General features: G+C 60.1%; 11 protein-coding genes. 10 read left to right on the forward strand and 1 reads right to left on the reverse strand.

The features are described 5' to 3' along the window. Positions 1 to 8: 8 nt before the first annotated feature. The 3 genes from Q0L30_RS19925 to Q0L30_RS19935 all read left to right on the forward strand — a co-directional run bounded on the left by Q0L30_RS19925 (position 9) and on the right by Q0L30_RS19935 (position 3,704). Positions 9 to 683, forward strand: a complete 675-nt coding sequence (locus tag Q0L30_RS19925; RefSeq protein WP_296660179.1) for a response regulator — start codon at positions 9 to 11, stop codon at positions 681 to 683. A gap of 157 nt (positions 684 to 840) precedes the next feature. Further along, the gene (locus tag Q0L30_RS19930) at positions 841 to 1,971 is read left to right on the forward strand and encodes a porin (protein WP_367277838.1); all 1,131 of its coding nucleotides are present in this window, start codon (positions 841 to 843) and stop codon (positions 1,969 to 1,971) included. Positions 1,972 to 2,237: 266 nt separating this feature from the next. Continuing rightward, entirely contained in the window at positions 2,238 to 3,704 is a 1,467-nt protein-coding gene (locus Q0L30_RS19935) for a PLP-dependent aminotransferase family protein (protein ID WP_296660184.1), read from the forward strand. A gap of 59 nt (positions 3,705 to 3,763) precedes the next feature. On the opposite strand, the gene Q0L30_RS19940 is transcribed toward Q0L30_RS19935, so the two are convergent. Then, a complete protein-coding gene (locus tag Q0L30_RS19940) occupies positions 3,764 to 5,167 on the reverse strand; it encodes a PLP-dependent aminotransferase family protein (RefSeq protein ID WP_296660187.1) in 1,404 nt (467 codons plus the stop codon). A 554-nt stretch (positions 5,168 to 5,721) separates the two neighbouring features. Here Q0L30_RS19940 and nosZ point away from each other — a divergent pair. The 7 genes from nosZ to Q0L30_RS19975 all read left to right on the forward strand — a co-directional run bounded on the left by nosZ (position 5,722) and on the right by Q0L30_RS19975 (position 13,366). Then, a complete protein-coding gene (gene nosZ / locus Q0L30_RS19945; RefSeq protein WP_296660191.1) occupies positions 5,722 to 7,677 on the forward strand; it encodes a TAT-dependent nitrous-oxide reductase in 1,956 nt (651 codons plus the stop codon). 182 nt (positions 7,678 to 7,859) lie between these two features. Further along, positions 7,860 to 8,357 (forward strand): c-type cytochrome, encoded by a 498-nt coding sequence (locus tag Q0L30_RS19950; RefSeq protein WP_296660193.1) that lies wholly within the window; start codon positions 7,860 to 7,862, stop codon positions 8,355 to 8,357. A gap of 784 nt (positions 8,358 to 9,141) precedes the next feature. Continuing rightward, the gene (locus tag Q0L30_RS19955) at positions 9,142 to 9,603 is read left to right on the forward strand and encodes a cytochrome c (RefSeq protein WP_296660196.1); all 462 of its coding nucleotides are present in this window, start codon (positions 9,142 to 9,144) and stop codon (positions 9,601 to 9,603) included. Between the two features lie 50 nt (positions 9,604 to 9,653). After that, complete coding sequence (locus Q0L30_RS19960) at positions 9,654 to 11,117, forward strand: cbb3-type cytochrome c oxidase subunit I (RefSeq protein ID WP_296660198.1); 1,464 nt, start codon at positions 9,654 to 9,656, stop codon at positions 11,115 to 11,117. Between the two features lie 285 nt (positions 11,118 to 11,402). Beyond that, complete coding sequence (locus Q0L30_RS19965) at positions 11,403 to 12,050, forward strand: cytochrome c oxidase subunit 3 (RefSeq protein WP_296660201.1); 648 nt, start codon at positions 11,403 to 11,405, stop codon at positions 12,048 to 12,050. 40 nt (positions 12,051 to 12,090) lie between these two features. Further along, the gene (locus tag Q0L30_RS19970) at positions 12,091 to 12,369 is read left to right on the forward strand and encodes a cytochrome C oxidase subunit IV family protein (RefSeq protein WP_296660204.1); all 279 of its coding nucleotides are present in this window, start codon (positions 12,091 to 12,093) and stop codon (positions 12,367 to 12,369) included. Positions 12,370 to 12,532: 163 nt separating this feature from the next. Further along, on the forward strand, positions 12,533 to 13,366 hold the full coding sequence (locus Q0L30_RS19975) for a CbbQ/NirQ/NorQ/GpvN family protein (RefSeq protein ID WP_296660207.1): 834 nt from the start codon (positions 12,533 to 12,535) through the stop codon (positions 13,364 to 13,366). Positions 13,367 to 13,376 lie beyond the last annotated feature (10 nt).

Below are 13,376 nucleotides of genomic sequence, written 5' to 3' on the forward strand. Positions count from 1 at the left end.
GTAACGCAATGAAGCTTTTGCTTGTCGAAGACAACATTGAACTCGCGCACTGGGTCGTCAACCTGCTGCGAGCCGAGAATTTTGCCGTTGATTGCATGCCGGACGGCGAATCGGCGGACCTGGTGCTCAGCACGCAACGTTACGACGTCGTGCTGCTCGACATGCGCTTGCCGCGCATGAGCGGCAAGGACGTGCTGGCACGCTTGCGGCGGCGCCGCGATAACGTGCCCGTGCTGATGTTGACTGCGCACGGCTCGATCGATGACAAGGTCGATTGCTTCAGCGCGGGGGCCGACGATTACGTCGTCAAGCCATTCGACGGCCGCGAACTGGTCGCGCGCATCAAGGCGCTGATCCGCAGACAGTTGAGCGACAAGTCAGGCTGGCTCATGTGCGGCGATCTGCAATACATCTGCGACACGCGGGAATTTCACTGCAATGACGTACCGCTGAGCTTGCGTCGCCGCGAGCACGCCATCCTCGAGGCGCTGATGCTCAAGCAAGGAAAAACGGTGTCGAAGAATACCCTCATGGATAGCGTGTTCGGATTGGACGAGGAGCCGAGCGCGGACGCCATCGACATCTACATCCACCGTCTGCGCAAGCACCTTGCGGCGTCGAGCGCGCAGATCATGACGCTGCGCGGTCTTGGCTACATCCTGCGCGACAGGGGCGCAGCATAGCGACGAGGCGCTTTCAATCGGCCGAGTAAGTGATATCACTTAGTTGTGCGTATATGACGCGAAAGGAGCGTGAAGGATTGAGGTAACTAGCATTCATCTCATCCGTTTTGGCAGCGGACAAATCAGAAATTAAACGTAGCCTTCTGAGGAGATGAACTTGAAACAGAAATACCTCGCGCTCGCTGTTGCCGCTGGCGCGTTCTCGGCAAGTGGCGCACACGCGCAATCGAGCGTCCAGCTTTATGGCCTTATCGATCTTTCCGCCGTCGCGTACACGACTAACGCCGACGCAGCCGGCAATCACGTGATCGGCATGGGCCACGAAGGTGAGCCGTGGTTCAGCGGCAGCCGTTGGGGCTTGCGCGGCAAGGAGGATATCGGCGGCGGCTCGAAGATCGTCTTCGACCTGGAAAGCGAATTCGTCGCCGCGAACGGCGCTTCGGAAGATCCCGGTCAGATTTTCGACCGTGATGCCTGGGTCGGTATAGAGAACGCAACGATCGGCCAGTTGTCGGCCGGCTTCCGGGACACGATAGCGAAGGACTTTTCAGGTCTCTATGGCGATCCGTACACCAGCATGAGATTCTCGCCAGGAGAAGGTGCGTATACGAACTCCAACAATTTCAAGCAACTGATTTTTTACTCGGCCGGCCCGACGGGTACGCGTAACGAGAACGGTATCCAGTGGCGCAAGCTTTTCAGCAACGGCATCTATGCGGCCGCCGGCTATCAATTCAGCAACTCGACGCAGTTCGCCAACGGCTCGGGTTATCAGGGCGCGCTTGGCTGGAACGTCGGACCGGCCTCCATCGGCGGTTTCTACAATCACACGAACAACGATGGTTTTACCGGTCAGACGTATTCGGTGGGCGGCACGTATCGCTTCGGCATGAGCCGCGTCAACGCCGGTTACTTCCATTACACGGGCAAACAAGGTGCGCTGCCGGAGCGCCAGGACAACGCATGGACGGTGTCGTTCAGGCTCGCGCCGCATGGCCCGCTGGACTATGAACTCGGTTATCAACAGATGCATGTAAAGAATGCCGCCTACGACAGCGACGGCAACATTCCGAACGCCAACTCCGGCTTGTTCGATCCGGCGGCTACGACGGTTCACAACGGCTATAAGGAAACGCTCTACGCCTCGACGTTCTATCACCTCACCAAACGCACCGAGGTGTATCTGGCAGCCGACTATATGAGGCTGCACGGCGGTTATACGGTAGCCGGAACCTTTGGCCACAACAACCAGTTTGAGGTGGCGACGGGTATCCGCACGCGCTTCTGATTTACCGGTTCCCTATTTCCGCGTAGCCCCGCCTTCGCCTGACGTTCTCCCGCTTTGCGGCGGCGGATTTGCCCGCTCGCCGCTTTTTTCCCAGCGATGCATTATCCGATAACCGGCAGGTTGCGTCGGAAATGTGAAACGGTAGTGCGGTCAATGGGGTTATTCTTTCAATCTTGCACGAACCATACGACAATAGGCCGCCAAGAACGAGTAGCAGTTAATTTATTTTTTATCGCAGCAGTTGCTGCGTGCGTGGATCCACGCCAATGACGCGTTACAAAACCCTCGCACAAACGATGGCCAAGGAAATCCGCTCCGGGAACATTCCGGCCGGAGCAAGGATGCCATCGTTGCGTCACGTGATTGCCCAGCACGGTGTGAGCCAGTCGACTGCGTCGCATGCGTATTACCTGTTGGAAGAGTGGGGGCTTGTGCGCGCTCAGGAACGCTCCGGCTACTACGTTACGCAGGGCGCGGGGATTGCGGTCGATGTCAAGCGCAAAGTGCGGCCAGATTTCGAATCAGGAAAGTTCGAAATCAGTAATCACATTTTCTCGGTACTCGAAGCGGCGAAGCACCCGGGCATCGTGCCGCTGGGATCTGCATTTCCTTCGCCACATCTGTTCCCATTGCGGCGGCTCGCCAAATCACTTGCGCAGTCCACGAAACTGATCAGCCCGTGGAGCACCGTTGTGGACCTGCCTCCGGGCAATGAGCAGCTGCGGCGGCAAATCGCGCTCCGCTACATGGGAATTGGCATTGCCCAGCCAATGGATGAGATCGTTGTCACGAACGGCGCGCTCGAAGCGCTGAACCTGTGCCTGATGGCGGTGACGCGGCCCGGCGACGTCGTTGCGGTGGAAGCACCGGGTTTTTATGCCGCGTTGCAGGCGATCGAACGGCTCGATTTGCGTGCCGTGGAAATTCCAGTCGATCCTGTCACCGGTCTCGATCTCGATGCACTGGCGCGTGCGCTTGATACCCATCCGATCAAGGCGTGCTGGTTCATGACGAACTTTCAGAATCCGACTGGCGTCACGCTGTCGACGGAAAAGAAGAAGGCGCTGGTCGAGCTGCTTGCGCGCAACGACGTGCCCCTGATTGAAGACGACGTGTATGGGGAACTGCACTATCAGGCGGACTATCCGCTGCCGGCTCGGGCATTCGACCGTCACGGCCTGGTGATGCATTGCAGCTCGTTCTCCAAGACGCTTGCGCCGGGGTACCGGATCGGCTGGGCGGCAACCGGGCGATACACGCAGGAGGTCCAGCGGCTCAAGCTGATGACGACCCTCTCCGCGAGCATCCCTGCCCAGGCGGGCATTGCCGACTATCTGCAGCACGGCGGGTACGACCGCCATCTGCGCAAGGTACGCAGTGCCCTGAGCACGCAGCGCGATTTGATCCTGATCGCGATCCGTCGCTGGCTACCACAGGCGGTCGTGCGTTCGTATCCGGACGGCGGATACTTCGTGTGGCTGGAGTTCCCGGATGAAATTGATGCGATGACGTTGCACAGGCTCGCGATCGCCAAAGGAATCAGCATTACGCCTGGCGCCATCTTCTCGGCGAGCCGTGCTTTTCGCAACTGCATCCGGCTCAACTACGGTCATCCGTGGTCGACGCGGATCGAGGCGGCGATCCGCGAACTGGGCGAGCTTGTGCCCGCAGCCAGCGGGTCTGCCGCGACGATGCGGTCTGACAATGGCGCTCCCAACATCGACTCGAACTGACGGCTGCGGCGGCTCATTTTTTCGTAAAGGCATAAAGCGCCGCGCCGTCGTTAACCTCGCTAGACGAGGATCCGCTGGTGGGCCAGAGAAGGCTGCGCAAGCAGTGCGGAAAGCCTTTTCAAAGCCGTGCCGAGCTGTGATCGGTCCGCACTGCCGCCAAGGGATATACGGACCGCATTGGGCGGATTCGCCCCACGGTGGAAGGCAGTCGATGGCGCAACGACGAGGCCTGCTTCCCTCGCCGATGCTGCGAGATCGTTCGGGGTCCAGTAGCTGGGGAGGATTTGCCAGACGTGAATGCCACGGCAAGGGGACTCGCTCGCTCTTCCGGTCAGCAACAGTGCAGCGAGGTCCTGACGCGCCTGCGCCTCCGCCTTGACGCCTGCGAGCACTTGCGCGGCCGAGCCATCGTGCACCCACTGCGTGACGAGCGCGCTTGTCAAAGACGTCGACATTAGCGAAAACGAGCGCAGTACGGTCAGAAAACCATCCGCATCCCGCGAGTCGGGCAACACAAGGAACGCTGTGCGCAAACCGGGTGTCAGGCATTTCGACATTGTCGACAGGTAATACACCAGATCGGGCATCAGCGATGCGAATGGCGGCGGCGGATCATCCGCAAAGAGCCAGTACGGATCATCCTCAATAAGCTTCAAGTCGCAGCGCGCGGCAACCGCCAGAAGCTCGTGCCGCCGAGCTTCGGGTATCGTCGCTGCGGCGGGGTTCTGAAGCGTCGGATTCAGGTAGACAAGCCTTGCGTCATGCTGGCGGCAAGCCGCTTCCAGGGCGTCGGGACGCATGCCGTGCGTGTCCGCCGCGACAACTTCGACGCGGCGCCCCAGTTGTTCGGCGGCGAGTGGTAGACCCGGATAAACAAGTGGTTCGGTCAGGATCGCATCGCCTGGCTGGGTCAACGCGAGAATCAGTGCGGCCAGTGCTGCCTGCGTACCGGGACACGAGACGACGCGAGCACTGTCGACACACCCCAGCATCGGTTTCAGCCACTCTGCGCCGGCCTCGCGGTCCGCCTGGCTTCCGCCGCCGAGATGATAGGTCATCAGCAGATCGGTGTCGCTGCGCATCATGACCTGTGAAATTCCGTTGCGCAGGAGACTTTTCAGATCCACGCCGGCAGGTGGCGGCGGAATGTTCATGCTCAAATCGATTCGTTGCGCAAACTCGGCCTTCGGCATTGCGATGAAGGTGCCCAGCGCGCCGCGCGCTTCGATCAAATGGCGTCGTCGCGCTTCATTGAAGCTTCGGGTGATGGTGGTGAGGTCGACGCCGAGCTGCGTCGCGAGTTGCCGCTGGGGTGGCAGGCGGTCCCCCGAATTCAGCATGCCGGCGCTGATTGCACGCTCCAGAAAACCGACGATTTGCAGATAGCGTGGACCATCGGCGTCCAGGAACGGTGACGCCCAGGAAGGAGGGGAGTCGGCGGGCACTTTATGGAGATTACGCATCGTTCTTGATTGCACAGGCAATGCCGCACTTTAGCACGCGTACTTAAGAGAAGTGGATGCGTACATATGGCGCTATTTCGAACCAGACTACGATGCGGCGAGATGACGCGCAAAAAGGGGGTATTGATGGCCTTGTATGGGCGATGTCTTACCTTAGCATTTGCACTTAATAAATGCGGGTACTTACATATGGCGCCCTGCGTGCGGGTCATTCCGGCCGCAGGCTTGAAAAAAATCGCGGCTGCTTTCTGGTCGCACATCGGTTAATAGACAAGGCGTTCAAATCGTCAATGCGAGCATCGGTGTTTAGTAGTCCGATGGCAAACCGTCTGGCCATGTGCAGGGTTTTTCATTCAAATCGCGAGGAAGCCATCAAAACAAAGCTTCAAACACCGAAGGGGTCGCCAAGCGGGATATTTTTTGCGATGCAGCCGGAGTTTGTGAATTGACTCCGCAGTGCGGCGAGTTGCCTCGCAAGCGCGAGATATTTTTCTGATGCCGGAAGAAAACTGACGGTTGCGTGGCGTTGAAATGAATTGGTGAGTGAGATTGTCATGACGAATGCAAAAGTAAAAACTGAAGAAACCGTAGTCCCGGGCCGTCGCCGGTTCCTGGCGTCGTCCGCTGTGGCGGGTCTCGCGGGCGCGAGCCTGTCGCTGGGCCTGGCCGGTTGCAACAAGAGCAGCGATGCTGCTTCCACGGCATCAGGTGCCGCGAGCGCGGCAAGCGGTGCGGATCCGCAGGCGAGCATCAACTGGGAAAAGTATGAAGTGCATCCCGGCAAGCTCGACGCGTACTACGGCATTTCGAGCGGTGGCCACTCCGGCGACGTGCGCATTCACGGCGTGCCGTCCGGCCGTGAAATCCGCCGTATCCCGGTGTTCAACGTCGACTGCATGTCCGGCTGGGGCATCACGAACGAATCGCGCGCGATCATCGGCACGAAGCCGAATGGCCAGCTGAACTACACCAATGGCGATAGCCATCACGTCCACGGCTCGTACACGGACGGCGTCTATGACGGCAAGTACATCTTCGTCAATGACAAGCTCAATGCCCGTATTGCGCGCGTGAGGCTCGACACGATGGAGTGCGACGCGATCACGCAACTGCCGAACGTGCAGGGGTACCATGGCAATTTCCCGGACAAGCGCGACCCGGTCGACGAGAAGATCAACTACACGACCCGCGTGTTCTGCGGCATGGAATTCCATATTCCGCAGCCGAACGACGGCCGCGATTTGAACGATCCGTCGAAGTACTTCTGCCTGTTTACCTGCGTCGACACGCAGACGATGCAGACGCGCTGGCAGATCAAGATCGACGGCAACATCGACCTCGTCGCGACCTCGTACGACGGCAAGCTCGCGTGCTCGAACCAGTACAACACCGAGAACGGCGTCCACTATGAAGAGATGATGGCCGCCGAGCGCGATGCGTGCGTGTTCTTCAACATTGCGCGTATCGAAGAAGCCGTGAAGGCAGGCAAGTTCATCCACATCGGCGACTCGAAGGTGCCGGTCGTCGACGGCACGAAGGCCGGCAACACCGACCCGAAGACGGCGCTCGTCCTGTACGTGCCCGTTCCGAAGAACCCGCACGGCGTGAACGTTACGCCGGACGGCAAGTACTACGCGTGCTCCGGCAAGCTGTCGCCGACCGCCACCGTGATCCAGCACGATCTGGTGCTGAAGTGGTTCGAGGGTGGTCTGAAAGACCCGCGCGACACGGTCGTCGCCGAGCCGGAGATCGGTCTTGGGCCGCTCCACACGGCCTTCGACGGCAAGGGCTTCATCTACACCACGCTCTTCCTTGACAGCCAGATCGTCAAGTGGGATCTCGAAGCCGCGAAGAAGGCGTACCAGGGCGACAAGAACGCGAAGGTCGTGATCGACCGCATCGACGTTCACTACCAGCCGGGCCACGGCTTCACGTCGATGGGCGAGACGAACCAGCCGGACGGTCAGTTTTTCCTCTCGGACAACAAGTTCTCGAAGGACCGCTACCTGCCCGTCGGCCCGCTGCACCCGGACAGTTCGCAGCTGATCGACATCACCGGCGAGAAGATGGTGCTTGTCGCCGATCACCCGCTCTATCCGGAGCCGCACGATTCGATCATCGTTCGCCGCGACATCATCAAGACCCGGCAGATCTACAACCTGGACGACTTCCCGCTCGCGACGAAGAGCGTGAAGGACAACCGCATCGAGCGTAACGGCAAGAAGGTCACGATCCATCTGACCTCGCAGGCGCCGGCGTACGGTCTGCGTGAATGGACGGTGAAGAAAGGCGATGAGGTCACCATCATTCTCACGAACCTGGACAAGGTCGAAGATCTGACGCACGGTTTCGGGATCCCTTTCTACAACATCTCCTTCGTCGTGCATCCGCAGCAGACCCAGTCTGTCACGTTCATCGCTGACAAGCCGGGCGTGTACTGGTGTTACTGCCTGAACTTCTGCCACGCGCTGCACCTGGAAATGCGTTCCCGGATGATTGTCGAAAAGTAACGCGTCAACGTGCATATCGTGCGAAGCAGGCTACGTGATCGGCGCCGAACCGTGGCGTAACGTCGCACGCTGATCGAACGGTTGCTTGTGCAACCGTTGCGGGGCTGGACGCCTTCGTTTGCACCGCTACCCCGAGGGCGCGCAAACGGACGCATCTTGAAGATTATTAATGTGGGAGGACCATGAAAACCCGTAACCTGATGCTTGTTGGACTTGGATTCGCACTGACCCTCGGTCTCTCGGCCTGCGGCAAGAGTGACGATGCTTCGCAATCGGCCAGCGCTGCTTCGGCCGCGGCGCCTGTCGCTTCCGTCGCGGTCGAGGCGTCCGCGTCGGCCGCAGCGCCCGCAGCGCCCGAAGCGGCAGCCGCCAGCGACGCGGCACCCGCTGCAGCTGTGGCGACTGCCGCAGCCGGTGGCGACGACGCGGCGGTTGGCGAGAAGACGTTCAAGGGCACCTGCTTTATGTGCCACCAGACCGGCGCTGCCGGCGCGCCGCTCTTCGGCAACAAGGCCGACTGGGCACCGCGTATCGCGAAGGGCAAGGACACGCTGTACAAGCACGCGCTGGAAGGCTTCACCGGCAACAACGGCACGATGCCCGCGCACGGCGGCAACCCGAGCCTGAAGGACGATGAAGTCAAGGCGGCCGTCGATTACATGGTTGCGAAGGCGCAGTAAAACCGGCCACAGCACCGCGTTTCTGATCGGCTGGCGTACGACCAGGATGGGAAGGACGCGATGCAGTTGCGGGTCTCTGAAGAATCGAGAAAGCGCAAACGTCGGGTTATTCGATGAAAGGAGCCGTTCGCTAGCAGGGCGCAGCGTTCAGGGAAGGCCCGGCACAATGCGGTTTGATTTTGCGCATGTCCGACCGGTCCTGAACGTCAATCTGCTGCGGTGAACTTCTCATCGCCTGCTTCTAGACGCCATCTCGGCAAGGGCGGATCATAAAGCCTATGAGTATTGACTTCCGGGGTTCTTTCGCCGGAATGCTGCGGGATGACTGGGCGAGTGCCTGAATGGCCCCCCAGGCCCGCAGTGGTTGAAATTCTCACTCGTCCGTAGCGGCCTGTCCGTAAAACGGCAAGCCTTCGGCCCCGACACGCAAGCGTCGGGGCCGTTTTTTTACGGCCGTAGCAAGAACGCCGGAGCCGTGGCTTTTAATCTGCTGCGGTGAATTTCTCATCGCCTGCTTCTAGACGCCGACTCGTCAAGAGCGGACCATACCGGGGGTGCTCGCTGAAAAGCCGGGCTACCGTCAATCGTCCGTTATCCATCAACGCACCTCGATTTGCGACACGCTCGAGGCCCGATTCAAGCAGCGGGCTGGCGCACAAAGAAACGCGTGCGGACGTACGCAAATAGTCTACTCGCTCGACTTCTGCCAGAGTCAGCCAAGGTGATACGTATTTATCGTTATCCGGTTTATTAGTTTGCTTTTTTATAAAAAAGGAGAGGCTTCGTGGCTGCCAGTTTTACCAAGTCCACGGCGCGCAACATCTTTTACGGTGGCTCGCTGTTTTTCGTGCTCGTGTTTCTGGCTATGACGTTCCAGACCGAGCGCACCATTTCGAAATACGACAACTCAGCCAACCTTACACCTGCGGCGGTGCGAGGCAAGAAGCTGTGGGAGGTCAACAATTGCGGCGGTTGCCATACGCTGCTGGGTGAAGGGGCCTACTTCGCGCCCGAGCTGGGCAACGTCTATACGCGCCGTGGTCCTGCGTTCATCAAGATGTGGATCATGTCTCGCCCCACCAATGAACAGTGGCTCAAGGCGCAAGCTGCCAGCCCCGTTCACACCCATCGCCGCCAGATGCCCAATTTCAATCTGAATGAACATCAGGTTGACGATCTGGTGGAATTCCTCAAGTACACCAACGGCATCAATAGCGGCAACTGGCCGCCGAACAAGGAAGGTTGATTCCCGCACTCTGCTGCCGGCGAGTCGCAAATGTATTTCCGGAGAATTTAATGACTTCTGTTGCGCCTCTGAGCGATGGGCAATTGTCCGCTTCCGCGGCAACCCATCTGCCTCCCAAGCCCGCCCGCCTGCGATACGCCTCGCAGGCGGTGGCCAAGCCGTATTTCATCGTCGCGATCACGCTCTTTGTGGGGCAGATCGTTTTTGGTCTCATCATCGGCACGCAGTACGTAATCGGGGATTTCCTGTTCCCCTATATTCCGTTCAACGTCGCCCGCATGACTCACACCAACCTGCTGATCGTGTGGCTGCTGTTCGGCTTCATGGGTGCGGGTTACTACCTGATTCCCGAAGAATGCGAGCATGAGCTGCACAGCCCCAGGCTGGCGCGGGCCATGTTCTGGGTCTTCCTTGTCGCCGGTGTGCTCACCATTCTCGGCTACCTGCTGGTGCCTTATGCGGAGTTGGCGCACCTGACGGGCAACGACTTTCTGGCAACGATGGGACGTGGCTACATCGAACAGCCGCTGCCCGCGAAGGTCGGCATCGTCGTCGTGGCGCTGGCCTTCCTCTTCAATCTGTCCATGACGATGCTGAAGGGCCGCAAGACGACCATCAGCCTCGTGATGATGATCGGCCTGTGGGGCCTCGCGATTTTCTTCCTGTTCTCGTTCTACAACCCGGACAGCCTCGCGCGCGAGAAATTCTACTGGTGGTGGGTCGTCCACCTCTGGGTGGAAGGCGTGTGGGAACTCATCATGGGCGCGATGCTGGCGTTCGTGCTGGTGAAAGTGACCGGCGTGGACCGTGAAGTGATCGAGAAGTGGCTGTACGTGATCGTGGCGATGACCTTGATCGCCGGTCTGGTCGGCATGGGCCACCACTATTTCTGGACGGGACAGCCGCCGTTCTGGCGCCTGTGGGGTTCCATCTTCTCGGCGCTTGAACCGATCCCGTTCTTCATGATGACGCTGTTTGCGTTCAACGTGGTGAACAAGCGCCGCCGCGAGCACACCAATCGCGCCGCCGTGTTGTGGGCGCTGGGCTGCTCGGTCATGGCCTTCCTGGGCGCCGGCGTATGGGGCTTCATCCACACGTTGTCGGTGGTGAACTACTACACGCACGGCACGCAGATTACCGCCAGCCACGGGCACATGTCCTTCTTCGGCGCCTATGCCATGGTCGTGCTGACGATGATCTCCTATACGATGCCGATCATGCGCGGACGCGAGGCCAACAGCGCACGATCGCAGGCAGTGGAAATGTGGGGCTTCTGGCTCATGACGATCGGGATGGTGCTGATCACGCTGGCCCTGACCGGAGCAGGCATCCTGCAGGTCTGGCTGCAACGCTACAGCCCCGATCCGCTGCCGTTCATGGTCGTGGTCGACCGGATCTCGTTCTTCTTCTGGATGCGTCTGGCTTCGGGCGTAATGTTCTTCATCGGGCTGCTGACCTATATTTCGAGCTTCTTCGTGGATAACCGGGGAGCTGGACGGTTGCAGTCGCGCTGAACAGATGCGCTGATTCCGTGAGGAAAGGTGCCGGAGCCTGCGCAAGCGGGCTCCGTCGTCCGGTGCATTTCGATGCACTTCCTTTCCTGATTTTTCCTCTTCAAGGAATCCCTTCACGCTGCCGTGTTACCCGGGTTGGGTGGAGAAATTTCTTCGGATTTTCCGATCATCAACCCGGACGGCAGCGCTAGCCTGATCCGTCAAACCATGAGTTCCGCCGAGCGTTTTACTGCATCTTCCGATGCTGTTGCATCCGCATCCATCTCCGCCCAGGATGCGCCTTCCGTGACAGCATCCGCCATTCCCGAAGCTACGCCGGATGACCGGTACTTGCCAGGCGATGTGGCCATGTGGTTCTTCATCGTGGCGGAACTGCTGGTATTCGCCTGCTTTTTCATTGCATATGGCTGGCATCGGGCGAGTGAGCCATCTGTGTTCACGCGCGGACAGGCGCAGTTGCACATCGGACTGGGCGCGTTCAATACCGTCGTGCTGATCCTCGGTGGGCTGTGCGCCGCCACGGCTGCGCAGCAGGCGCGTGCGGCGATTGCCGTGGCCGGCAACGGCACGCAAGCCACGGCGCGGGCACTCCGTCTGGCGCGGCGCGGCTTGCTGGCGGCATGTGCCTTTGGGCTGGTGTTCGTCGTGTGCAAGCTCACGGACTTCGGCCTGCTCTTCAAGGCGGGGCACGATGTGGACAGCGACGACTTCTGGATGTTCTATTTCTCGCTGACCTTCTTCCACTTCATGCACGTGCTGCTGGGCATGGTGATCCTGCTCTACGTGTACTGGCCATTGCGCAAGTTGACAGGCAAGGACGGCGCAGGCTGTACGGTTGAACAGGCACACGCCGTCGAATCGGGTGCTTCCTACTGGCACATGGTGGACATGGTGTGGCTGGTGCTGTTCGCGCTGGTGTACATCGCACGCTAGGCATCGCACGCCAGGCATCGCATTCGATTTGAGGACTTGCATGATGGATACCCCGATTCAATCCCGCACGTTTCATACGCTGCTCAAAGTAACGGGCGTGCTGCTGCTGTTGACGGTGGCGATGGCGTGGCTGACGGCACACCCGGCAGTCGCCGGCCGCTGGCTGGGCGTGGGGGCGTTGGCGCTGGCGTGGGGCAAGTGTGTGCTGGTTGCCGACCACTTCATGGAACTGCGTCATGCACCGATGCTGCCCCGGCTGGTGGTGCTGGGCTGGGCCACACTGGTGTGCGGCGGGCTGGCACTGAGCCTCCTGACATGACGTTCCGGGAAAATCGAGGAGCCGCCTCTTTGCGATTTTTGCTGTGGTTCGGTTGCAGAGGGCCGTTTTTGCTGACCTTGAAATTGCCCGGCTGCAACGGATGAAGATTCACCTGTACTGACTTGTACTGATTGGGCGTGAAAAACGAGCAGGAAAGCAAAGCATGAGAACCGAATACAGTTTTGCCTCTGGCGGAGGCGTGCAGGCCGGCGCCGATAGAAAAGTCCCGTACTACCAGCCTCAAGGGCAGGAGCGCGAGCTTTTCACGCAAGCCTGGCAGCAACAGCTGCCCGTGCTGATCAAAGGCCCCACCGGTTGCGGCAAGACCCGCTTTGTGGCGCATATGGCTGCGAGGCTGGGTGTGCCGCTCTTTACCGTGAGCTGCCACGACGACCTGACCGCCGCCGACCTGATCGGCCGCCACCTCATCACCGCGGGCAGCACGGTGTGGGTGGATGGGCCGCTGACGCAGGCCGTGCGCGCAGGCGGCATCTGCTATCTCGACGAGGTTGTCGAGGCCCGCAAGGACACGACTGTCGTGCTGCATCCGCTGACCGACGATCGCCGCATCCTGCCGATCGAGCGCACGGGTGAGGTGTTGCAGGCCCCGCCCGGATTCATGCTGGTCGTCTCGTATAACCCGGGCTACCAGCACGTGCTCAAAACGCTGAAGCCCAGCACGCGCCAGCGTTTTGTGGCGATGACGTTCGATTTTCCGCGCCCCGAGGTGGAAGCCCCCGTGGTGGTGAACGAAAGCGGCGTGGCCTCCGGGATGGCCGAGCGCCTGGTGGGGCTGGCCAGCAGCATCCGTCGCCTGGCGGGCGTGGATCTGGACGAAGCCGTCAGCACGCGTCTGCTCGTCTACGCAGCCAAGCTTATTGCTGCCGGCATGGACCCGCGCGTGGCCTGCCGTTCGGCCGTCGTGGAGCCGCTATCGGACGAACCCGGGACGATCGCCGCGCTGATGGCGGTGGTGGATACGCAGTTCCCGGCGTAAGCCAGGCGCA

It is taken from the genome of Paraburkholderia sp. (genome assembly GCF_024281035.1).
GTDB lineage: Bacteria > Pseudomonadota > Gammaproteobacteria > Burkholderiales > Burkholderiaceae > Paraburkholderia.